The organism is Azospirillum agricola (assembly GCF_020005195.1).
Classification (GTDB): Bacteria; Pseudomonadota; Alphaproteobacteria; order Azospirillales; family Azospirillaceae; genus Azospirillum; species Azospirillum agricola.
In genome coordinates this window covers 138,605-160,206 of the sequence record NZ_JAIFZR010000002.1, presented here as the reverse complement: position 1 = coordinate 160,206, position 21,602 = coordinate 138,605, and the positions used below count along the sequence as shown (strand labels likewise).

Below are 21,602 nucleotides of genomic sequence, written 5' to 3'. Positions count from 1 at the left end.
GAAGCGCGGGGGGAGCCGGGAAAGCGTTCAATAAAGCGTCATGGAGGACGAGGGGTATATCTCGAGAATGCCCTTGGTTTCCGGAAGGGTCCGATCGAGGTTGGCCGGACCGTCGACGCTCCAGACGACCTCCCTGTCCCCGAGCGGAACGGGCGGGGTGTCGTCGCGGTGGGCGCCAAGCCTTTCCAATTTCTTTTCAAGGAGCGTGGCATCGACCCGCGTGTCGGTCGTAATCAACCATTTCATCGGACTCTCCTGTCGCAGTTCATGCGCTCCGCTGCATCCTCCTGCCCGGCCCCTCCCGCCTTGCGCAGCCTGCCCTCACGCGATCCGTCCTACGCGGTGGGCACCCTCCGCCTCTTCAACAGCTGATAGGCGGCGGCGGCGTTCACGACTCCCGAACCCGTAAGATGGTCTGGTCCCGGTTCCCCGATGTCAATAGCGCTCTCCATAAGAACCGCTTTCATCTCCTGCGGGCTGATGCCGGGAGACACGCTGGCCAGGGCCGCCGCCACGCCGCAGACCACGGGCGTCGCCGCCGACGTTCCATTGTCGAACGGCTGGGCCAGTCCTGCCGGCCGCCCCGGCCCGAAATTTCCGAAGAAGTGCGAGTAGCCGGCGATGTCCGGTTTCGCCGGGTCGAACATCCCCGGCCCCTGGCTCGAATAGCCGATGCGCTCGTGCCGGCTGTTCACCGCGGCAACCGTGACCACCTCGCTCAGGCTGTTCGACGCGTGGATCGACCGTCCGCGACCGGTCCCGCTGCTGTGGCAGACCGAGCTGGGGCATTCGCTGCCGCAGTTCCCCGCCGCGAAGAAGCAGGCCACGCCTTCGGCGACCACCTCCCGGATCTTCCGGTGCAGGGGGTGGTTGATGTCCCAGATTTCGTGACGCGGCTGGGTCGCCCGATCGGGCACGGCGACATAACCGTAGCTGTTGTTGGTCAGGTGAGGCGTTCCATCCCGGCGCCGGCGTTCGAGGACCGCCTGGAACATGGCGAGGGCGCCGCCGGATCGCGGCTGACCGAGGAATGGATAATCGTACAGCCGCGCCGCCGGGGCGGCCACCAGGATATCCGCCGCGCACATCGATCCATGGCTGTGGATGGGGGCGATGCCCCACAGCTTCTGGTTATCCTTTTCGAATCCCCCGACGACGGGGTAGGCGCCGTTCACCCCTTCATCCAGGACCGCAACGATGACGTTCTGCCCGCGATAGCCGTCGCGCCACAGCGCCTCCACGCCGAGAAGCTGGCGGATGGCGTCGACCGACACCCCAGGCCGGAAGGGACGGCAATCGGTTCCGCCCCCGCTGCCGGCAAGATCGAACAGTCCGAAATACCCGTCGCCGACCGCCCCCCCGTCTCCCAGCAGCGTGATGGGGCTGTTCGGCCAGACGATGATGTCGTCCCGCTCCTCCAGCCGCGCCAGCGCCCCCGGCTTCACCTGGGCGGACACGACGAAGGTCCGCTCGCTGCCCGGGGTATCCGCAAGCCTGCCCTCGAACGTCATGCCGAACAGACCGGGCGACTGAAGGAACACCGGATCATCGGGACCGGACGCGAGGGGGATTGGACCGATGTCGTCCAGCACGTCCACCCCGAGGCCGGGAAGGTCGGCCAGCAGCGCCTCCGCCCTTCTCACCCGTTCGGCGGGACCGGCGGAAAAAGCCACAGCCTCGACGGCGGACAGGGAAAGCGGATCGCCGCCCCTGACCTCAATCAGAACATTCATATCCGCCATGACAATCCCTCGAAAAGACATGTTATCGAAACATGTTCAATTTTATCACGCCGGGATGAAGCGGGAAGGGGAATATGTTTGCGAACCGATCGCCTTCGACGCGATTTCCCCGCCGTCCGTTGCCGACGAGCGGCCGCCGGCTGGAGATGCGGGCCAGCCATCCCCATTTCCCTGCGGATGATCACCGCGGCTGATCCTCGCGAATGGTCCCCGCGGATGATCATCGTGCGATCAGGCCATCAAGTGTGTGACAGCCGGCGATTTGCTGCTTAGGCTCATGAGTTCAAACCCGCTCCCGCAAGGTGGACAAGGTATGACGACGTTCCGGACTGGATTGCGGCTGGGTGCCGCCCTGGTGCTTTCCTCGCTCGCCCTCGCGGGCGCGCAGGCGGCGGGCGCGCCGGGATCGGCGACCGGCAGCTATCTCGCCGGCCGCTTCGCCCAGCATCAGGACGACTGGACCGCCGCCGCGCTCTACACCGCCCAGGCGCTGGCCGCCGACCCCGACGACCTCGCCCTGCTGCGCCGAACCTTCCTGCTGAAGCTCGGCGAGGGGCAGATCGCCGCCGCGCTCGGCCTCGCCAACCGGCTGCTGGAGGAGGACAAGGAGCCGCAGATGGCGATCGCGCTGATCGCCGCCGACCATCTCGCCGCCGGCCGGCAGGCCGAGGCGGAGGCGATGGCCGCGCGGATGCCGGCCGAGGGGCTGGGCAAGTTCGTCGCCCCGCTGACCAGGGCGTGGCTCGCCGCCGGGCGCGGCCAGACCGACCGCGCGCTGGAGGCGCTGGAGCCGCTGGCCGGGGTCGCCGGCTTCGGGGCGCTGTACAACCTGCACGCCGGCCTGATCCTCGACCTCGGCGGCCGCAACGAGGACGCGGCGGCCCGCTACGCCAAGGTGGCGGAAACCGAGGCGCCGCTGCGCGTCGTGCAGATCGTCGGCAATTTCCTGGAGCGCACCGGCCGCCCGGCGGAAGCACGCAAGCTCTACGAGGCCTTCCAGGCCGGCAGCCCCGACCGCCAGCTCGTCGAGCCGGCGCTGAAGGCGCTCGCCACCGGCACGGTGCCGGTCCGCATGGTGAACGACGCCCGCCACGGCATGGCGGAGGCCCTGTTCGACCTGGGCAGCGCGTTGCAGCACGAGGGGGCGGCGGAGACCGCCCTGCTGTTCGGCCGCATCGCCCTGCATCTGCGCGCGGATCTGCCGCTCGCCCGCCTGATGATCGGCGACGTCATGGAATCGCGCGACCATTTCGAGGACGCGCTGGCCGAATACAAGCAGCTCGAAGGCAACCCGGTGCTGGGCTGGACGGCGCGGATGCGCGCGGTCGACGCGCTCGCCCGGCTGGAGCGCAACGACGACGCCATCGCCGCTTTGAAGGCCCTGTCGGCCGAGCGGCCGGAGCGCACCGACGCGACGATCCGGCTCGGCGACCTCTACCGCTACGCCCGGAAGTTCGCCGAGTCGGCCGAGGCCTACAGCGCGGCGCTGGCCCGCATCGGCACGCCGCAGGAGCAGCATTGGCCGGTGCTCTACGCCCGCGCCATGGCCTTCGAGAAGACCAACCGCTGGCCGGAGGCCGAGGCCGACCTGAAGGCGGCGCTGAACCTGAAGCCGAACGAGGCGACGCTGCTGAACTATCTCGGCTACAGCTGGATCGACCGCGGCCTCAACCTCGACAAGGCCAAGGCGATGGTCGAGCGGGCGGTGGAGCTGAAGCCGCGCGACGGCTACATCGTCGACAGCCTGGGCTGGGCGCTCTACAGCCTGGGCGACTACGAGGGCGCCGTCGCCAAGCTGGAGCGGGCGGTGGAGCTGAAGCCGGTCGACCCGACGATCAACGACCATCTCGGCGACGCCTACTGGCGCGTCGGCCGCCGCAACGAGGCGCGCTTCCAATGGACCCGCGCGTTGCGCAACGCCGACGAGGACACCCAGAAGGAGGCCATCCAGGCCAAGCTCGACAAGGGGCTGCCCGACAAGCAGGCGGCGGCGGCCAAGCCGTAGGGCCCCCCCGTCCGTCATGCCCGTGGCTGGCACGGGCATGACGGGTGCCTGCCCCCCTACTCCGCCGTCGCCGCCGCCGGCTCGCCCGCCACATAGGGCCGGTAGAGGGCGTCGGTTTCCTGGATGTGCTCGACGAACCAATCCTTCAGCAGCAGGATCAGGTCCATCCGCAGCATGGTGGTGTTGTCCCCGTCGAAGTCGGCGTGGAGCTTGTCCACCTCGCCCTCGAAATAGCGGTGGGCGGCGATGTGGGCGTCGAGATCGGGATAACGGCGGCGTTCCATCAACGCCTCCTCCCGCGCGAAATGGACCGCGACATAATCGCGCAGGCTGACCAGCAGGGCCGACAGCTCCTCCCGGTTCGCCGGGGTGATGCCGCTCTCGAGCAGCCCGTTGAACAGATCCAGCAGGCGTTTGTGTTCGTCGTCGAGCACGGCGACGCCGACGCTCATCGTTTCGTCCCAGGCGACATGCGTCATGGCCCCAATCCTCCCCTGCGCGCCCCCCGGATTCTCCGGGGCGGCAACCGGCCGACCGATCGAGTTGTGGAATCTTGACAGGGATCCTAAAACCGGCAACGGTGCCGGCTCAAGCGGCAAATCCCCGCAGGGGGTGCCGCGGAGGGCGCCGCATGGGGCGCGCTTCCCCCTCCCTCCCCCGCCAGTTTCCCTCTCCGGTATCCTGGCTTCGTTTTCCGGAGACTGCGGCGCATGCCCCTGCTCGACGTGATCGCCGACAAGAAACAGGCGCTCGACAGCGCCCGCCCGCTGCCCCAGGACACCGTCCACGACCTCGCCGACTGGTTCGAGATGGAGCTGACCATCGCCGCGCTGGGGATCGAGGGCGTCGTGCTGAAGCGGGCCGACGTCAAGGCGATCCTGGAGCGCGGCACCGTGCTGCGCCACCGCCCGGTCGACGAGCAGCGCTTCGTCCTCAACCACCGCGGCGCGCTGGAGCTGATGGCCCGGCTGTCCTACGAGCCGAACGGCGTGATCGGCGAGCGCACCGTCACGGCCTTCCACACGGTGCTGGAGCAGGGCGTCGACGAGGAGGCCGGCAAGTACCGCAACGGCCCGCCCAAGGACGATCCGGCCGGCGCCGCTCCCGACCCGGCCAAGCTGCGGGTGTCGATGTCGGCCCTGTCGGGCTGGCTGCGCCGTGCCGAGGCCGGGCCCGACACCGCCTTCGAGACGCACCACCGGCTGATGGCGATCCGCCCCTTCCGCGCCGGCAACGCGGCGACGGCGCTGCTGATGTGCAACCTGATGCTGAACCGCGCCGGCTATCCGCCGGTGGTGGTCCGGGCCGAGGACCGCGCGCTCTACACCGATCTGGTCGAGCGCGCCTGGGCGGTCGGCGACAAGACGCCGTTCCGCGACCTGATGATGCGCTTCCTCGATCAGAGCCTCGACGTCTGCCTCGTCGCCGCGGCGAAGGGGCTGGCCGCTCCCGAGGCCGGGAACGACGGGCCCGGCGCCGGCTGACCGAAGGGCGCGTCCGCCGCCCCCGACAGCGGGAGGCGCAGCCGCGACGGGCGGTCCGGCCCGCTGTGGATCAGCAGGGTGATCGGCTGGGCGTCGACCCGCCGCGTCTCGCCCGGCTCGGCCCCTGTGCCGGGGTTGACCGGGTAGGCCGGGAAGCAGGCCCCGGCGAGGCTCAGCCGCAGCGCCGAGCCCGGCGCCAGAGTCGCGCAGACCCCGCGCATGGCGATCGCGAGCGGCCGGGTCGGGTCGCCCGGCTCGACCCGCGCGTGCCCCTGGGTCAACGGCAGCACCCGCCCGTCGGGGCGCACCACCGACAGCACCGCGCTGACGTCGAAGGACGGCGCGTCGGCCTCCACCCACAGGTCGAGCGCCACCCGCCCGGCCAGCGTCAGCGGCTCGCCCAGCGGCGGGGTGGTGTAGACGGCGACGTCCGGCCGCCGGTCCACGGCGGCGCGGTCGCGGCAGCCGGCGTCGGGCACCGCGTGGCCGCCGACCGCCGGCACCGGCCCGCGCGGGTCGTGCACCACCACATCGAGCGCCGCGCTTTCCGCCATCTCCAGCCCGAGCCGCCCGCCCTGGCGGTTGGCCAACCCGTCGCTCGACAGGTGGAAGGCGGTGTCGGCCGGCGGAACGGCCGGCAGATCGTGCCAGCGCCCGGCCTCGACGTCGTGCAGGCGCACGGCTCCGCCACGGCCGCCGTCGGCGCCCTCACCCTTCAGCACCCGGTCGAACCACGCCAGTTGCAGGCTGTCGAGCGACGGGCCGTCCTGCGGCCCCGCCGCCGTCCAGGGACCGACGACCAGCCGCACCGGCGCGCGGGCCCGTCCGTCCGTCCGTCCGGACAGCGCCTCGTGGGCGTCGAGCGTGCCGGCGAGGCGGGGGTCGTACCAGCCGCCGATCTGCATCACCGCCACGTCGCCCGGCATGTCCGCCAGCATGGCGCGCGGCGACAGGGCGTCCCAGCTCCGGTCCGGCGCCGGCAGGCTCAGCCAGTCGTCGTAATGGGTGTAGCGCGCGTAATCGCGCAGCGCCTGCGGGCGCGAGGGGATCTCCTCGTCGAGCGGCAGGCGGCGGGCGGCGTCGGACAGGATGCGGTGGGCGGTGCCGTCCTCGACCCGCCGGGCGGCCTCGGCGGCCGAGCGCAAGGCCCATTCCATGGCGTCGGCCAACCGGAAGGCGCCGCCCTCGTAGGCCCAGTCGGAGAAGACGTCCCAGCCGGCGAAGGCCGGCGCCACCGCGCGCAGGGCCGGCGGGGCCGCCGCCAGGGTGAGAAGCTGGGCGATGCCGGCATAGCCGCAGCCATAGAGGGCCACCGCCCCCGACGAACCGGGCAGCGAGGCCGCCCAGGCGACCGCGTCGGCGCCGTCCTCGCGCTCGGCCTCGAAGGGGCGGAAGCGGCCGTCCGAGGTGCCGCAGCCCCGCATGTCCTGCACCACCACCACATAGCCGCGCGCGGCGTACCAGCGCGGGTGGGCGTAATGGCTGGTCAGGGCCGTCCGCCGGCCGCAGGGCAGGCGCAGCAGCAGCACCGGCCAGGTCCCGGCGGCGTCGGGCCGGTAGAGATCGGCGTCCAGCCGCGCCCCGTCGCGCGTGCGCATCGACACGGTTTCCGGCGGCCGGACCGGCAGCAGGGGGGAGGTTTCGACGAGCAGCGGAGCGAGGTGGGTCATGCGGCAACGGCGTCGTGTGTGGATTCCGCCGGATCCTGTGGCAAGGCGCGTGCCAGGGCATGGCAACCGCCCCCTTTGGGCCGGGGGTGCGACCACTTGCCCCCATTTGACCCCTCCTCCATTGGGCGGGGAATGGGGGACGGGAGCCTTGCCGGGGCGCGGCGGAACTCCCTCCCCCGCCCGGCGGAGGAAGGGCGGGGTGGGGGCAAGGGCTCAGCACTGCCCAAACAACACCCAACCGCCCAAAAAATCGCCACACCGCCCGCTCAGGCGGCGATCAGCTCGAAACGGTCGACGTCCACCATGCCGCGATCGGTGATCTTCAGATGCGGGATCACCGGCAGCGGCAGGAAGGCCAGTTGCAGGAAGGGCTCGGCCAGCGGGCAGCCCATCGCCCGCACCGCAGCGCGCAGGCCGCGCAGTTGCGCCTCCACCGTCTCGAAGGGCTCCAGACTCATCAGCCCGGCCAGCGGCAGGGCGAGTTCGCCGACGACCCGGCCGCCGCGCACGGCGACGAAGCCGCCCTGAAGCTCGATCAGCCGGTTGACCGCGACCGACATGTCGGCGTCCGACGCCCCGACGACGCAGATGTTGTGGCTGTCATGGCCGACCGAGGAGGCCAGCGCCCCCTCCGCGAAGCCGAAGCCCTGGACGAAGCCGCGCCCGACGTTGCGGTTGCTGCCGTGGCGGGCGAAGACGCAGATCTTCAGCAGGTCGCGCGCCGGGTCGGCGACCATCCGCCCGCCCGCCGCCGGCACCTCGATCCGCCGGTGCTCGGTCAGAATCCTGCCCGGTTCCAGCCCGATCACCGACTGCACCGAGCCGCCGGCCGGCACCGCGAAATCCTCCACCGTCACCGGGTCGAGCCTGACCGAATCCAACCCGACCGGAGTCACCGCCGGACGGCCCGCGAAGCTCTCGGCCGTCACCACGCGGCCACCCCGGATGACGCGGTTGACGGCGCACTCCTCCAGATCGTCGAGCAGCACCAGATCGGCCCGGTGCCCCGGCGCCACCAGCCCGCGGTCGAACAGGCGGAATCCGCGCGCCGCCGACCAGGTGGCCGCCCGGTAGACATGGGCGACCGGCGCGCCGAGCCGGATGGCGCTGCGGATGAGGTGGTCCATGTGCCCCTCCTCCGCGATGTCCAGCGGGTTGCGGTCGTCGGTGCAGAATCCGAGGAAGGGCGAGGTTTCCGGGGTGATGACTTCGGCCAGGGCGTGGACGTCCTTCGACACCGACCCGTCGCGGATCAGCACCTGCATCCCCTTGCGCAGCTTCTCCATCGCCTCGCCGGCGCTGGTCGTCTCGTGGCAGTTGCGGATGCCGCAGGACAGATAGGCGTTCAGTTCCCGTCCGGTCACCAGCGGCGCGTGGCCGTCGATGTGGCGCCCGTCGAAGGCGGCCAGCTTGTCGAGCACCCCGTCCACCTTGTGGAAGACGCCGGGGAAGTTCATGAACTCGGCCAGCCCGATCACGCGCGGGTGATCCATGTGGCGGATCAGGTCGGGCGCCTCCAGCCGGGCGCCGGACGTCTCCAGCTCGGTCGCCGGCACGCAGGAGGAAAGCTGCACGAACAGGTCGATGGCCGTGCCGCCGGCGCTGTCGAGGAAATAGCGCAGCCCCGCCTCGCCCAGCACGTTGCAGATCTCGTGCGGGTCGCAGATCGCCGTGGTGGTGCCGCGCGGCAGCACGCAGCGGTCGAACTCCCGCGGGGTGACGCAGGTGGATTCGCAATGGACGTGGGTGTCGATGAAGCCGGGGACCACGATCAGCCCGCGCCCGTCGATCTCCTCGGCCCCGTCGTAGGATTCATAGGTGCCGACGATGACGTCGCCGCAGACGGCGATGTCGCCCTCGGCGATCTCGCCGGTCACGACGTTGAGGAAGCGCGTGTTCTTGATGACCAGATCGGCCCGGCTCTCGCCGAGCGCCTGCCCGATGCGCGTCTTCAGCGCGTCCCGCCCGATCGCCATGCCCGCCTCTTCCTTCGTGTGCCGTCGAAATCGGAACATGGCTCGGGCGGGGCCGATCCGCAAGCGCGGGCCTATTCCCCGTCGAAGTAGCGGGCGACCGGCAGGCGCACGCTGACCGTCGTGCCCTCCCCCTCGCGGCTGCGGATGTCGAGCGTGCCGTTCAGCATCTCGACGAAGGAGCGCACCAGCGGCAGCCCGAGCCCGGTGCCGCCCGACCGCCTGGAGAGCTGGCTGTCGACCTGCCCGAAGGGTTGCAGGGCGACGGCGATGCCCTCGGCGCTCATGCCGATGCCGGTGTCGGCGACCTCGATCAGGATGCGGTCGCGGTCGCGGCGGACCTGGAGCGACACCGTTCCGCCGGGGCCGGTGAACTTGACCGCGTTCGACAGCAGGTTCAGCAGGATCTGCTTGACCCGCACCGGGTCGCCGAGCAGCAGCGGCGTGTCGTCCGCCACCGCGTCCGTCAGGGTCAGCCCGCCTTCCGCCGCCCGCTCGGCGATCAGCAGCAGCGAGCTTTCCACCGCGTCGCGCACGTCCATCGGCTGCGGGTGGAGGTCGAGCTTGCCGGCCTCGATCTTGGCGATGTCGAGGATGTCGCTGATCACCGCCAGCAGATGCTGGCCCGACGTGCCGATCACCTTGGCGTAGTCGAGGTATTTGGGGTGGCCGAGCGGCCCGACGATCTCGCCTTCCATCATCGCCGAGAAGCCGATGATGGCGTTCAGCGGGGTGCGCAGCTCGTGGCTCATGTTGGCCAGGAACTCGCTCTTGGCGCGGTTGGCGAGCTCCGCCTGCTCCTTGGCCTGGATCAGCGCCTGTTCGGCGCGACGGCGCTCCTGCACCTCCTGCATCAGGGCGCGGGTGCGCTCGGCGACGCGCATCTCCAGCTCGTCGCGGGCCTGACGCAGGGCCAGCTCGGCGCGCTTGCGCCGGGTGATGTCCTGGCCGACGCAGAGGATGCCGGGCGCCACCCCCTCCACCTCGGGCAGCCGGTTCATGTTCCACAGCAGCACCCGCTCGCCGATCCCGGCGCGGTCGTGCTGGACCTGTTCGAAATTGCGGATCTCGTGGCCTTCCGCCGCGATGGCGAGCTGGGCGGCGAAGGCGCTGACCGGATGCTCGCCGACCACCTCGGTCCAGGCCCGGCCGACGGTGGTGCCGGGCTCCAGCCCGAAGGCGCGCTCCGCCTCGCGGTTGGCCTCGTGGACGCGCCCGTCCTCGCCCAGCACCAAAATGATGCTGGCGGCCGTCTGCACCAGGGACCGGAAACGCGCCTCGCTGGCGCGCAGCTTCGCCTCGCGCCTCCTCAGCTCGTCGATGCCGGCGGCGATGCCCTGCATGCGGTCGGTCCCGCGCTGGCACAGCTCCAGCTCGGCGACGCGCCTCTTCAGCCGGCGGATCGTGTCCTCCGGCGTTTCCCCGGCCGCCGCCTCCTGGGCCGGCGTCTCCTCGGACAGGCTGTGCAGAGGCTGAATCACCACGGTCCAAACACCTTGCCAACGGTTCGCCGGCCTTGCCATCCCGACTATGCTGGAAGGGGTAGGCCCACGCAAGTCTCCGCCATACGGCCAGGGGTGACCATTCAGGGGAAACCGCGACAGCCGGTCGCATGCCAGTTTAAGGATCTCGAAATATTGTCCCCCTAGACCATGCTGATGCCGGAGCGGGTTTCGAAGAGAAAAACCAAGGCAGGCAGTGGGAAAGGGCGGAAGCGATAATGTCAGCGCTTAGAAAGCTAAGAATCGGTTCCAAGATTTATTCGATCGCCGGCATCCAGGCGGTGGCCGCCGCGCTGCTCGGTCTTCTCGCCCTGGTCGCCATGAACGATCTGTCGGAGCTTTCGACCCGGATCGAGAACGCCTCGCACCGGCAGGCGCTGGGCGAGCGGCTGAACGGGCTGGTGCTGTCGGTGGTGATGGACAGCCGGGGCATCTACATGTCCCGTGACCGCGCCGAAACCGACAAGTTCGCCACCCCGCTGCTCGCCGCGCTCAAGTCCCTCGACGAGCGCATGGCCGAATTGAAGACGCTGACCCCGGCGGCCGAGCGCGGGCATGTCGCCGACTCCTCCGCCAAGCTCGCCGAATTCGTGAGCTTCCGGACCGAGCTGGTGCGCATCGGGCGCGAGCAAGGGGCGGCGGCGGCGCGGGGCTACGGCGACAACGACGCCAACCGCAAGAACCGTCAGGCGCTGAACGCCGCGCTGGAAACGCTGGTCGGCGCGATCGACCGCGAGGTCGACCAGCTGCGCGCCGAGCTCGTCGCCGCCGAGACGCGCTGGACCCTGATCGTCGAGGCGACGGCGGTCGCCGGCATCGTCGTGGCGCTGCTGCTGGCGGTGGCGGTGGCGCGCGGCCAGATCGCCCGGCCGCTCCAGCGGATGACGGCGGCGATGACCGGCATCGCCGCCGGCGACACCAGCGCCGCCGTGCCCAACACCGACGGCGCCGACGAGATTGGCGACATGGCCCGCGCCGTGCTGGTCTTCCGCGACGCCCTGCGGCGCAACCAGGAGCTGGCCGAACAGGAACGGGTGGCGCTGGCGGCCCGCCAGCAACGCCAGGAAGCGTTGGAATCGCTGACCCGCGGCTTCGCGCGGAAGATCGAGGGGCTGTGCCGTACCCTGAACGGCGAGGCCGACCAGATCCGGGGCAGCGCCGAAGGGCTGTCGGATTCGGCCCGCGACGCCTCGCAGCGCTCGGCCAGCGTCGCCACGGCGGCCGAACAGGCGACCGGCAACGTCCACACCGTCGCCGCCGCCACCGAGCAGATGGTCGCCTCGATCACCGAGATCAGCGCCCGCATGCACGAGGCCGCCCGCATCGCCAGCGAGGCCGAGAGCGAGGCCCAGCGCACCAACGAAACGGTGCGCGGGCTGGCCGACGCCGCCAACCGCATCGGCGAGGTGGTGGGGCTGATCAACTCCATCGCGTCCCAGACCAACCTGCTGGCGCTGAACGCCACCATCGAGGCGGCCCGCGCCGGCGAGGCCGGCAAGGGATTCGCCGTGGTGGCCGGCGAGGTGAAGAACCTCGCCAACCAGACGGCGAAGGCGACGGAGGACATCTCCGCCCAGATCGTCGCCATCCAGGGCGAGACGCACAGCGCCGTCGCCGCCATCAGCGGCATCGTCGGCACCATCGAGCGGATCAACGGCATCAGCGCCGGCGTGTCCGCCGCCGTCGAGCAGCAGGGGGCGGCGACGCGCGAGATCACCCGCAACGTCCACGACGCGGCGTCGGGCACCCGCGAGGTGTCGCAGACGATCACCGGCGTGTCGGAGGCCGCCAGCCGCACCGGCGACGCCGCGGCCCGCATGCTCGACGCCGCCCAGGGGCTGACCGTCCACGCCCGCACCCTGCAAACCGATCTCGACGATTTCACCGAACGTCTGAAGGCGGTGTGAACCGGGGGTTGGAACGCCCGCCCGTTCAGTTCCCGTCGTGACCGGGCTCATCCCCCGTCCGTCGGGACGGACGCCTGGCGCTTGCCCGTGAATGCCCGGCTCAAGGCCGGGCCGCTTCCCTAGGGCTTGGCCAGCAGGGGCGCCACCCAGCGGCGCAGGAACGCATCCTCCGGCGCCACCGCCACCGCCACCGCCGGACCTGCGGCCAGCAGCAGTTGCAGCAGGGCGGTGTGCAGCTCCGTGCAGGCGCCGAGATCGACGCGCGGCTCGGCCGCCGCCTCCAGCCATTCGGCGAGCGGCAGCGCCTCGTCCACCGCGCACACGCCCTCGAAGCGCGCGGTTCCGCCGGCCCCGGCGTCCGGATCGTAACGGATCGGCATCACAAAAGCTCCCGCAGGTCGAGCACCAGCAGCAAACGCCCGTCGCCCAGGACCGCCGTGCCGCTGTAGCCGCGCAGCCCCCGCAAGACGCCATGCATCGGCCGCAGCATCACGTCGGCCCGTTCGCGCACGTCGTCCACCACCAGCGCCACGGTTCCCCCGGCGCCGCCGAGCCCGGCGACCAGGACCCGTTCCGCCGCGCGCTCGCGCGGATCTTCGGGAAGGCCGAGCAGGCGGCGCAGGCGGAGCAGCGGCACGACGCGGCCGCCCAACACGACGCTTTCCGCCGTCTTCAGCGCGCGGATGTCGGCGCGGGGAACCCGCCGCATGCCCTCGACCAGGGCGACGGGCACGCCGAACAGCTCGCCCGCCGCCTCGACCACCACCACGCGGGTGATGCTGAGCGTCAGCGGCAGCGCCAGCCGCACCCGCGTGCCGGCGCCGGGAGTGGAGGCGATCTCGACCCGCCCGCCGGCCCGCTCGACGGCGGCGCGCACGGCGTCCATGCCGACACCGCGCCCCGACAGCTCGGACACGCCAGCCGCCGTGCTGAAGCCGGGGGCGAAGACCAGACGCACCGCCTCCCCGTCGTCCAGCGCCGCGGCGGCGGCCTCGTCGAGCAGCCCCTTGCGGCAGGCGGCGGCGCGCATCGCCGCCGGGTCGATGCCGGCGCCGTCGTCGCCCACCTCGACGACCACCCCGTCCTTCTCCTGGAAGGCGTGGACGCGGATGGTGCCGCTGTCCGGCTTGCCGGCGGCGGCGCGGCGTTCCGGCGATTCGATGCCGTGGTCCAGGCTGTTGCGCACCAGATGCAGCAGGGGCTCGCCCAGCGCGTCGAGGATGTCCCGGTCGGCCTCGGTTTCGCCGCCGTCGAGTTCCAGCACGACCGTCTTGCCGAGCCGCCGCGCGGTGTCGCGGACCAGCCGGGGCAGCGGTTCGAACACCCGGGACAGCGGCACCAGGCGCAGGCGCAGGGCGGCGTGCTGCAACTCGCCGACCAGCGCGTCGAACTGCGCCGACACCGCCTTCAGCCCCTGCCCCAGCGCGTCGTCGCCGACCCGCCGGACCAGCGGCGGCAACTGGCTCTTGGCGACGGTCAGCTCGCCGACCAGGGCCATCAGCCGGTCCAGGCGCTCCGGATCGACCCGCAGGGCGCGGCGCCCGACCATGGGCGGGGGCCCCTCGCCCATGGCCGGCGCCCGCGCGGTTTCGACGAAGCGGCGCAGCGACCCGGCGTCGACGCAGGCCGCCAGCAGGGCGGCCCGGTCCACCGTCAGCCCCTGCGCCGCCAGGATGTTGCCGGCGGAGCGCGCCACGGCGGCGCGGCGGGCCTCGCGCTCCTCCGGCTCGCCGGGCAGGTCGAGGATGCTCTCCTGCGTGCGCAGCATCGCGTCAGCCAGACTGTCCGCCCCCTCCGGACCGGGAGCCGGCGGCGGAGGCGGGGGCGGGGGCGGCGTCACCGCGCCGACCCGCACCTGATCGGGGACCGTGCGGAACACCGCTGTCACCTCGGCCGGCGGCGCGCCGCTGAGGGCGCGGAAGCGCAGCAGGCAACGGTAGGGGTCCAGCGCGCCGAGCGGCGGCAGCGGCTGCGCCGGCTCGACGAGCAGCAGGCGCAGGTCGGGAATCCGCCGGCACAGGGCCAGCGGATCGTCGCCGTTGAAGAAGCATTCGGGATCGGGATCGTAGGTCAGCGCCGTCAGCGTCCGCCCGCCGGTCAGGCCGGCCGCCTCGCGCCGGCTCCCGTCCAGCGTCTCCACCCATTCGAAACCGGCCGCCGGCCCGGCGGCGGGTCCGGCTCCCGGACCACCCCCCGAACCACCCCCCGAACCGTCGCCCGGCCCGTCGCCAAGCTCGCCGCCCAGCCGCCCGGCCGCCTCGGCGGCATCGCCGGGCAGGGTTCCGGCGGCCTCCAGCGCGTCGATCCAGCGGGCGCTCTGGTCGATCGCGCGGAAAAGCCGGTCGGCCAGCTCCGGGGTCAGGACCCGCCGCCCGTCGCGCACGGCGGCCAGCGCATCCTCCCCGGCATGGACCAGACGGGTGAAAGACGCCAGATCGAACAGGCCGGTGGCGCCCTTCAACGTGTGGAAGGCACGGAACAGCGCGTCCACGGCGGCCCGGTCGGCGGGATCGCGCTCCAGCGCCAGCAGGCTGTCGCCGGCCTCGGTCAGCAGGTCGCGCGATTCCAGGATGAACTGGTCGAACAGCGCGCTCATGGGGTTCCCTCCGCGTCGGGGCGGCCGGCTGGCGGGCGGCCGGTCAGCAGGCGGGCGGCGGCGGTCAGCGCGTCGGGCCGCGCCGGCTTGACGATGTACCAGTTCGCCCCGGCCAGAAAAGCCTGCTCGCGGTCGCTGTCCTGCGCCTCGGTGCTGACCATGATCGCCGGCACGTCGCGCAGGGCCGGGTCGCGGCGCAGCACGCGCAGCATGGTGTAGCCGTCCATCTTGACCATGTTCACGTCGACGACCAACAGGTCGGGCGGCTGGGCCAGGGCGCGCTCCAGTCCCTCGATGCCGTTCACCGCCTCGTCCACCGTGAAACCGTCGTCCTCGAGCACCTGCCGGCTGTAGGCGCGGACGGTGGCGGCGTCGTCCACCACCAGGACGCGGGGAGACCGGCCCGCGGCCGGAAGCGCGCTCATGGCAGCCCCCCCGGCACCGGCTTCTGGTAGAGGATGGCGTCCGGAAAGCGCCGGGGAACGAAGAGCGACGAGATGCGGCTCATGCTCTCCGAATGGCCGAGGCACACGAACCCGTTGGGCGCCAGAGCGTCATAGAACATCGATGCGGCCTCCCTTCGGCCAAGATCGTCGAAATAGATCAGCAGATTCCGGCAGAAGATGACGTCGATGCCGCGAAAGGCGCGCAGCTGTTCGGGATCGACGATGTTGACGTGCGAGAAATCAATGGACTCGCGCAACTCCTCGATGATCTGCCAGCGGTCGGGGGCGGAACCGATCCGCCGGAAATATTTGGACCGCAGATGCGCCGGCAGCCCCTGGAGCGATCTTTCCTCGTAAATTCCCTCCTGGGCACGGGCAAGGACCGACGAATCGATGTCGGAGGCGTACAGCTCGATCTCGAACTCGTCCACCCGACGCCAATACTCCAGCAGCATGAGGGCGATGGAATAGGGCTCCTCGCCGGTCGAGCAGCCGGCCGACCAGATGCGCACCCGCGCGCCCGGCGGACGCCCGCGCACCACCTCGTCCAGGGCCGAATTGACGAGGCAGTCGAACTGGTACTTCTCGCGGAAGAAATAGGTCTCGTTCACCGTCATCAGGTTCACGAGAAGCTGCAACTCCTCGCCCGAGGCCTGGAAGCGCAGCAGCCTCAGATATTCGCGGACGGTGGCGACGCCCACCGCGGCCATGCGGGTGGCGACGCGGCGGTCGACGAAATAGCGCTTGGCCTCGGTGAAGGACAGGCCGGTCCTCTCCCGCAGGAAATCGCAGAGCATCTCATAGTCGGCCGGCGGAAGGCCGGGGGACGACTCGTCGGGAAGAGCGTTCATTCCGGCGGTCATCCGCCCCGGAAGCGGCGCCGCGCCGCGTCGACCGAGAAGCCGACCATCGGATCGTCGGGAAAGCGCAGGAGCAGCCGCTCCAGGGCGGGCAGCGCCGCCGGGTCGCCGATCTCGCCCAGCGCCTCGACGGCGGCGAGGCAGACATTGACGTGGGGGTCGCTCTCCAGAACCCCGGCCAGCCAGGCCGGGCGCTCGGGATGGCGCAGCTTGCCGACGAGTTGGACCGCGAAGATCCGCAGGTCGGAATCGGCATGGCCGAGCAGCGGCACGACCGACGGGGCAACGGACTCGCCCGGCATCTGCTGGACGCTTTCCAGAACGGCGTTGCGCAGCCCGGCATCCTCGCGGGCGAGCAGCGGCAGCAGCGCCTCCACCGCCTCGCCCGTGCCGATACGGACCAGCGCGGTCAGGATCGCCTCGCGGACGCCGGGCTCGGCCTCAATCGCCAGCCGGTCGGCCAGCCGGGACACCGCGCCGTGGTCCTGCGCCAGCCGATGCGCCGCCTGCCGCCGCACGGCGGCGTCGGGATCCGACAGCCCGGCGCGCGGGTCGGCGACAGGAGTCTCGGCCGCCGGAGCCGGCGCCGCGTTCTTCTTGGCCTTGACCAGCGCCATCCTGTTCCTCCCTTTGGGGGTTCGAAGCGTGCGAAACCTGTTGCGACCCGACCCTCACCCCGTCCGCCAGCCGGACGGGGCCAGCAGCCGGGCCAGATGCCCGGCGATCCGTTCGGACGGGAGGACGATGCTGGCGCCGCCGCGCCGGATCAGATCCTGCGGCATGCCGAAGACGACGGCGCTCTCCTCCGACTCCGCGACGGTACGGCCGCCCGCCTTGCGCAGTTCGGTCATCGCCTCGGCGCCGTCGTTGCCCATGCCGGTCAGCAGCACGCCGACCAGGCGCTCGGGCGGCAGCAGCCGCATGGCGCTGCGTACCAGACGGTCGGCGCTGGGGTGCCAGGGTTTCTCGCCCCCCGGCGGCACGGGCGTCACCATCAGGCGCCCGCCGCGCCGGACCAGCTCGACGTCGGCCCCGCCTCGCGCGATGCAGACGCAGCCCGGCTCCAGCGCCATCGGAGCGGCGACCTCGACCACGCGCAGGGCACAGAGTTCGTCGAGCCGGCGGGCAAGGGGGCCCGTGAAGGCCACCGGCATGTGCTGGGCGACGACCACCGGCCAGGGAAATCCGGCGGGCAGGCCGCACAGGATCTCCTCCAGCGTGCTCGGCCCGCCGGTGGAGACGCCGACCAGCACGGCCCCCATCCCCTCCGCCTCCGGCGCCGCGGTGTCCGGGTCCGGCGGAGCCACGAAATCCTCCCCGGCGATGCGGGCGCGGGTCAGCCGCAGCCGCTCGCGCAGATTGCGCGCGCGGCGCGGCCGGGCGTGGGCGGCGGCGGCCACGGTGTCGACCAGCGTCTCGGCGATGAGGCCGAGCGCGCCGGCCGACGGCTTGCGCACCGCCTCGACCGCGCCGAGCCGCAGGGCCTCCAGCGTCGCCTCCGCTCCGGCGGCGGTCAGGGCGGACACCATCACCACCGGCTTGGGATGCTCGACCATGATGCGGGCGAGGCAGGTCAAGCCGTCCATGCCGGGCATGGTGACGTCCAGCGTCACCACGTCCGGGTCGAAGACCGGCAGCAGCGCCAGCGCGTCGCTGCCGTTCACCGCCGTCTCCACGACGAATCCCGCCGCGCTCAGCAGCTCGCCGATCCGCCGGCGCATCAGCGGGGAATCGTCCACCACCAGAACCTTGGTCATTCCCGGTCCATCCCCGCCGGTCAGGCCGAAAGCGGCGGGGCCGAGGGCAGCAGGGCGGACAGACGGTCCATGTCGAGCAGCCCGCCGGGCTCCATCAGCAGGACCAGACGCGCCCTCCCCCCGTCGCCCGTCAGGGTGGCGACCCGGCGGATCAGCCGGCGCTGGGCGTCGGACACCGACGGCGCCGGACCGATGCGGTCGGCCGGCACCGCCAGAAGGCCGGTCATCCCGTCCACCAGAAGCCCGACGCGCGCCTCGCCCTGGGCGACCGCCACCACGCGGCCCCGCCCGCTCCCGCCCTGGCCCCCGCCCCGGCTACCGCCATCCGCCGGCAGGCCCAGCAGCCGGCGCAGGTCGATCAGCGGCAGCACGATGCCGCGCAGCGTCAGGACGCCCGCCACGAAGTCCGGCGCGTTGGGCAGCGGAACCGGCGTGTCGGGCCGACGCAGCACCTCCTGCACGGCGGCGACCGGCAGGCCGTACTCCGCTCCGGCCAGCCGGAACACCACGAAACGCTCGCCGGCGTCGGTGGCGGCACCGCCGCCGGCATCCCCATGCGTCCCGGACCGCTCCATGGCCGTCTCCCCCTCATCGCCCAGCGACAGGCCGTGGCGGAACATGCGCGCCGCCGACAGCACCGACACCAGGCGGCGGCCGTCCCCGGCACGGGCGATGCCGTCGAGGTCCGCGAATTCCGGCTCGCGGGCCAGCAGCGGCGGCACCAGGTCGATCAGCGCGCGGTCGATGCCCAGGATCTCCCGCACCTCGTCCACCACCACCCCGACCAGGGCGTCGCCGCCTCCGGCCTGGACCACCACGACCCGGCGCCCGGAGCCCTCGCCGGCCGCGCCGAGGCCGAACAGGACGCGCAGCCCGACCAGCGGCAGGAGCCGGTCGCGCAGCGGCATGACGCCCAGCAGATGCGCCTTGGCCCTGGCCATCCGTGTAACAACGCCGGCCGGCGCCGGCAGGACCTCCCGGACCTGTTCGACCGGCAGGGCGAACTCCTGTCCGGCAACCCCGAACACCAGCAGCCGGGCGTGATCCACGGGCGCCGCCGCTGCCGGGTGGATGGCCGGAGACGCGGGACCGGCCCCGCCCGCCAGCGCGCTCCGCGGCGCCGCGGCGCCCCAGCCCGCGCCGAACTGGCGGTCGATCAGCGCGCCGCTGTCGAGAATGGCCACGGCCCCGTCGCGCAGCACGCCGGCGAGCAGGGCGGCGTCGACCGCCGGAGCCTCCGCGTCGTCGAGCCGATCGATGCGGTCGGGAGCCGCGCGGACCATGCCGGCCATGCCGTCGACCCGCAGCCCGACAGGTTGCCCCTGGTGCCGCACCACCACGACGCGGCCGCCCGCCCCCCCGTCTCCGCCCCCGCCGTCTCCACCGGCTCCGTCCCCGCCGGATCCGGCCTCCTGTCCGAGCGCACGGCGCAGATCGAGCACCGGCATCGCGGCGCCATGCCATTGCGCCAGCCCGTCCAGGCCGGGCGGCCCCAGCGGAACGCGGACCACCTCCGGCGGCCGGACGACCTCCAGCACCTCGGCCAGCGGCAGGGCGAAGCCCAGCCCGGCGGACCGGACCGTCAGGAAGGCCAGCGCGTGCGCGGCCCCGCCCCCGGTCCCGGCCGCGTCCCGATCGGTCGCGGCGGCGGTCACGCGGCGCCCAGCAGGTTGTCGGCCATCGCGGCGATCTCCTCGATGGCGGCGGCCAGTTCCTCGGCCCCCTTGGCCTGCTCGCGCGCGGCCTTGGCGGCTTCGGAGGCCGCGACGTTGGCGGCGGCGGCGGCGGTCGCCACCTGATCCACCCCGTTGCGCGTTTCCCGCAGGGCGACCGACACCTCGGTGGCCGCGGCGACGATGTCCCGGCTGCCGGCCGTCACCATCCGCAGCTCCTCCGCGGCGGTGGCCAGGGTCGCGGCGAAGGCGCGATTGCGCACGGTCTCGGCGGCGGCGGTGGCGGCGATGTCCTCGATGTCGCGGCGGACATGGAGAACCTGATCCTGGATGTCGCGCACGATGTCCTTGACGCGCTCGGCGTTCTGCGCGCTGTCCTGGGAGAGGTTGCGGATGTCGTTGCTGACCACGGTGAAGCCGCGCCCGTAGTCGCCGGCCCGCGCCGCCTCGATGGAGCCGCTGACCGCCAGCATGCCGGTCTGGATCGACACCATGGTGATGGCGTCCACCACCTTGTCGATCCGGCGCCCCAGCCGGTCCAGCCCGTCCATGCGCGCGATGGCGGCGCGCGCCGACTCGACCGCGCCGGTCACGCCGTCGGCCAGTTCCCCCAGCATGCCGCGCATCTCGCCCAGCAGCTCCTCCATCGCGGCGGAGCGGTCGAGCGCCTCCCGCGCCCGGTCGCCCCCCAGCTTGGCGGCGGCGTCGATCTCGGTGATGGCGGAGGCGAGCTGGTGGGTCGCGGCGCTCTGCGTCTGGGCGCCGCCGGCGATCTGGCCGATGGCGGTCATGATCTGGGCGGCGGCGCGGTTGATCTCCTCGATGGCGGCCGACAGCTCGTCGGCGGAGGAGGCCAGGTCGTCGGCAGTCGAGGCGAGGTTGGCCGTGCCCTCCAGATCCTCGGAAACCTCCGCCAACAGGCTGGCGGCGCGTTCGCTCTGGGCCAGGGCCAGCGCCTGCTCGCCAACCGTCTTCAGCGCCTCCTCGGCGGCGGCGGACTGCTCCTCGGCGCTGGCGGCGATGGTCTCCGCTCCCTTCTGCGCCTCGCGGGCGGCCTGGTCGGCCTCGGCGGCGGCACGGATGGTTTCCTGCGCGCCCTGGGCGACGGTCGCCATGTCGACCCGCATCGTCTCCAGCCGCTCGACGATCCGCCGGCCACGCCCGACCTCGGTCTTGCCGGCCTCCGACGAGGCGACGATGCCGCCGACGATCGCGGCGACCGCCTCCTGGATCGAGGCGACCATCGACTGGATGTCGTTGGCGCTGCGCTCCGACCGATCGGCCAGCGCCTGCACCTCGTCGGCGACCACGGCGAAGCCGCGCCCGCTGTCCCCGGCGCGGGCCGCCTCGATGGCGGCGTTGAGCGCCAGCAGGTTGGTCTGTTCGGCGATGGCGGCGACGCCCTGGACGATGGTCCCGATCTCCGCCGCGTGGTTCTCCAGGTCGCGCACCAGACGGACCGACGCCTCCTGCCGCTCCGACGAGCGCACGATGGCGTCGATCGAGGCGAGGATCTGGACGCTCACCGCCTTGACGGTGGTCTGCAAGGCCTCGATCCGGACCACCGCCTGCTCGGCGTTGCTGCGTGTGGCCCCGACCAGCTCGCCGGCGCGCCCGATCATGCGCTGCGACTGCTGGGTGGCCCCCGCCGCCTCCTCGGCTCCGGCGGCGATCTGCTCCATCGCCTTGCGCAGCTCCTCCGACGCCGAGGCCGCCTGGGCGACGCCGCTGGCCAGCTCGCCCGCCGCGGCGGCGATTCCGGCGGCGGCCTGACGGCGGCGCGAGTTGGCCCGGGCCTTGCGCTGCTGCACGGCCATCGCTCCGCCGGACGGCGCCGGGGCGGGCGGCGGAACGGGGGCGGCGGCGCGCTGGTCGTCCGTTCCGACGCCCGGCGTCTTGCGGGGCGTGTCGATCTGCTTCTTCTTGATGAGTGCCATGTCCCTCGGTTCCCCAAACCGGCGCGCCCGCGCGCCCTTTCCCACGCGTC

17 protein-coding genes are annotated in these 21,602 nt (G+C 72.3%); 3 read left to right on the top strand and 14 right to left on the bottom strand.

The features are described from left to right. Positions 1 to 27: 27 nt before the first annotated feature. Both JN22_RS03565 and JN22_RS03560 read right to left on the bottom strand, forming a co-directional pair. Positions 28 to 246, bottom strand: coding sequence for a hypothetical protein (locus JN22_RS03565; protein ID WP_085552612.1), 219 nt, complete (start codon positions 244 to 246; stop codon positions 28 to 30). An 89-nt stretch (positions 247 to 335) separates the two neighbouring features. After that, positions 336 to 1,763 (bottom strand): S8 family peptidase, encoded by a 1,428-nt coding sequence (locus tag JN22_RS03560; protein ID WP_085552611.1) that lies wholly within the window; start codon positions 1,761 to 1,763, stop codon positions 336 to 338. 292 nt (positions 1,764 to 2,055) lie between these two features. On the opposite strand from JN22_RS03560, the gene JN22_RS03555 reads away from it, so the two are divergent. Further along, positions 2,056 to 3,747 (top strand): tetratricopeptide repeat protein, encoded by a 1,692-nt coding sequence (locus JN22_RS03555; protein ID WP_085552610.1) that lies wholly within the window; start codon positions 2,056 to 2,058, stop codon positions 3,745 to 3,747. Positions 3,748 to 3,803: 56 nt separating this feature from the next. Here JN22_RS03555 and JN22_RS03550 read toward each other — a convergent pair whose 3' ends face one another. Then, positions 3,804 to 4,226 (bottom strand): bacteriohemerythrin, encoded by a 423-nt coding sequence (locus tag JN22_RS03550; protein WP_085552609.1) that lies wholly within the window; start codon positions 4,224 to 4,226, stop codon positions 3,804 to 3,806. Between the two features lie 231 nt (positions 4,227 to 4,457). On the opposite strand from JN22_RS03550, the gene JN22_RS03545 reads away from it, so the two are divergent. Continuing rightward, positions 4,458 to 5,231, top strand: a complete 774-nt coding sequence (locus JN22_RS03545; protein WP_085552608.1) for a Fic family protein — start codon at positions 4,458 to 4,460, stop codon at positions 5,229 to 5,231. Here JN22_RS03545 and JN22_RS03540 read toward each other — a convergent pair. The 3 genes from JN22_RS03540 to JN22_RS03530 all read right to left on the bottom strand — a co-directional run bounded on the left by JN22_RS03540 (position 5,147) and on the right by JN22_RS03530 (position 10,358). Further along, on the bottom strand, positions 5,147 to 6,901 hold the full coding sequence (locus JN22_RS03540; protein WP_085552607.1) for a CocE/NonD family hydrolase: 1,755 nt from the start codon (positions 6,899 to 6,901) through the stop codon (positions 5,147 to 5,149). The genes JN22_RS03545 and JN22_RS03540 overlap by 85 nt on opposite strands. 266 nt (positions 6,902 to 7,167) lie before the next feature. Next, entirely contained in the window at positions 7,168 to 8,877 is a 1,710-nt protein-coding gene (gene ade / locus JN22_RS03535) for an adenine deaminase (RefSeq protein ID WP_085552606.1), read from the bottom strand. A 71-nt stretch (positions 8,878 to 8,948) separates the two neighbouring features. After that, positions 8,949 to 10,358, bottom strand: coding sequence for a PAS domain-containing sensor histidine kinase (locus JN22_RS03530; protein ID WP_223677553.1), 1,410 nt, complete (start codon positions 10,356 to 10,358; stop codon positions 8,949 to 8,951). Positions 10,359 to 10,594: 236 nt separating this feature from the next. On the opposite strand from JN22_RS03530, the gene JN22_RS03525 reads away from it, so the two are divergent. Beyond that, the gene (locus tag JN22_RS03525; protein ID WP_143268136.1) at positions 10,595 to 12,283 is read left to right on the top strand and encodes a methyl-accepting chemotaxis protein; all 1,689 of its coding nucleotides are present in this window, start codon (positions 10,595 to 10,597) and stop codon (positions 12,281 to 12,283) included. Positions 12,284 to 12,402: 119 nt separating this feature from the next. On the opposite strand, the gene JN22_RS03520 is transcribed toward JN22_RS03525, so the two are convergent. Genes JN22_RS03520 through JN22_RS03485 form a run of 8 tightly spaced genes read right to left on the bottom strand, consistent with a single transcriptional unit; the run spans position 12,403 to position 21,552 of the window. Beyond that, positions 12,403 to 12,663 (bottom strand): hypothetical protein, encoded by a 261-nt coding sequence (locus tag JN22_RS03520; protein ID WP_085552603.1) that lies wholly within the window; start codon positions 12,661 to 12,663, stop codon positions 12,403 to 12,405. Further along, positions 12,663 to 14,879, bottom strand: a complete 2,217-nt coding sequence (locus JN22_RS03515) for a chemotaxis protein CheA (RefSeq protein ID WP_085552602.1) — start codon at positions 14,877 to 14,879, stop codon at positions 12,663 to 12,665. The genes JN22_RS03520 and JN22_RS03515 overlap by 1 nt, the downstream gene beginning before the upstream one ends. Next, complete coding sequence (locus tag JN22_RS03510) at positions 14,876 to 15,304, bottom strand: response regulator (RefSeq protein WP_085552601.1); 429 nt, start codon at positions 15,302 to 15,304, stop codon at positions 14,876 to 14,878. The genes JN22_RS03515 and JN22_RS03510 overlap by 4 nt, the downstream gene beginning before the upstream one ends. Next, positions 15,301 to 16,176, bottom strand: coding sequence for a CheR family methyltransferase (locus JN22_RS03505; RefSeq protein WP_085552600.1), 876 nt, complete (start codon positions 16,174 to 16,176; stop codon positions 15,301 to 15,303). The genes JN22_RS03510 and JN22_RS03505 overlap by 4 nt, the downstream gene beginning before the upstream one ends. Before the next feature lie 8 nt (positions 16,177 to 16,184). After that, entirely contained in the window at positions 16,185 to 16,802 is a 618-nt protein-coding gene (locus JN22_RS03500) for a HEAT repeat domain-containing protein (RefSeq protein WP_085552599.1), read from the bottom strand. A gap of 54 nt (positions 16,803 to 16,856) precedes the next feature. Then, positions 16,857 to 17,942 carry a chemotaxis-specific protein-glutamate methyltransferase CheB gene (gene cheB, locus JN22_RS03495; protein WP_085552598.1) on the bottom strand — a complete coding sequence of 362 codons (1,086 nt, stop codon included), beginning with the start codon at positions 17,940 to 17,942 and terminating at the stop codon, positions 16,857 to 16,859. A 20-nt stretch (positions 17,943 to 17,962) separates the two neighbouring features. Next, positions 17,963 to 19,597, bottom strand: a complete 1,635-nt coding sequence (locus tag JN22_RS03490) for a chemotaxis protein CheW (protein ID WP_085552597.1) — start codon at positions 19,595 to 19,597, stop codon at positions 17,963 to 17,965. After that, a complete protein-coding gene (locus JN22_RS03485; RefSeq protein WP_085552596.1) occupies positions 19,594 to 21,552 on the bottom strand; it encodes a methyl-accepting chemotaxis protein in 1,959 nt (652 codons plus the stop codon). The genes JN22_RS03490 and JN22_RS03485 overlap by 4 nt, the downstream gene beginning before the upstream one ends. Positions 21,553 to 21,602 lie beyond the last annotated feature (50 nt).

What these genes read in the sequence shown, in the direction of transcription:
- JN22_RS03565 (WP_085552612.1), bottom strand. Translation starts at nt 246, where the DNA reads ATGAAATGGTTGATTACGACCGACACGCGGGTCGATGCCACGCTCCTT.
- JN22_RS03560 (WP_085552611.1), bottom strand. Translation starts at nt 1,763, where the DNA reads ATGTCTTTTCGAGGGATTGTCATGGCGGATATGAATGTTCTGATTGAG.
- JN22_RS03555 (WP_085552610.1), top strand. Translation starts at nt 2,056, where the DNA reads ATGACGACGTTCCGGACTGGATTGCGGCTGGGTGCCGCCCTGGTGCTT.
- JN22_RS03550 (WP_085552609.1), bottom strand. Translation starts at nt 4,226, where the DNA reads ATGACGCATGTCGCCTGGGACGAAACGATGAGCGTCGGCGTCGCCGTG.
- JN22_RS03545 (WP_085552608.1), top strand. Translation starts at nt 4,458, where the DNA reads ATGCCCCTGCTCGACGTGATCGCCGACAAGAAACAGGCGCTCGACAGC.
- JN22_RS03540 (WP_085552607.1), bottom strand. Translation starts at nt 6,901, where the DNA reads ATGACCCACCTCGCTCCGCTGCTCGTCGAAACCTCCCCCCTGCTGCCG.
- ade (WP_085552606.1), bottom strand. Translation starts at nt 8,877, where the DNA reads ATGGCGATCGGGCGGGACGCGCTGAAGACGCGCATCGGGCAGGCGCTC.
- JN22_RS03525 (WP_143268136.1), top strand. Translation starts at nt 10,595, where the DNA reads ATGTCAGCGCTTAGAAAGCTAAGAATCGGTTCCAAGATTTATTCGATC.
- JN22_RS03520 (WP_085552603.1), bottom strand. Translation starts at nt 12,663, where the DNA reads ATGCCGATCCGTTACGATCCGGACGCCGGGGCCGGCGGAACCGCGCGC.
- JN22_RS03515 (WP_085552602.1), bottom strand. Translation starts at nt 14,879, where the DNA reads ATGAGCGCGCTGTTCGACCAGTTCATCCTGGAATCGCGCGACCTGCTG.
- JN22_RS03510 (WP_085552601.1), bottom strand. Translation starts at nt 15,304, where the DNA reads ATGAGCGCGCTTCCGGCCGCGGGCCGGTCTCCCCGCGTCCTGGTGGTG.
- JN22_RS03505 (WP_085552600.1), bottom strand. Translation starts at nt 16,176, where the DNA reads ATGAACGCTCTTCCCGACGAGTCGTCCCCCGGCCTTCCGCCGGCCGAC.
- JN22_RS03500 (WP_085552599.1), bottom strand. Translation starts at nt 16,802, where the DNA reads ATGGCGCTGGTCAAGGCCAAGAAGAACGCGGCGCCGGCTCCGGCGGCC.
- cheB (WP_085552598.1), bottom strand. Translation starts at nt 17,942, where the DNA reads ATGACCAAGGTTCTGGTGGTGGACGATTCCCCGCTGATGCGCCGGCGG.
- JN22_RS03485 (WP_085552596.1), bottom strand. Translation starts at nt 21,552, where the DNA reads ATGGCACTCATCAAGAAGAAGCAGATCGACACGCCCCGCAAGACGCCG.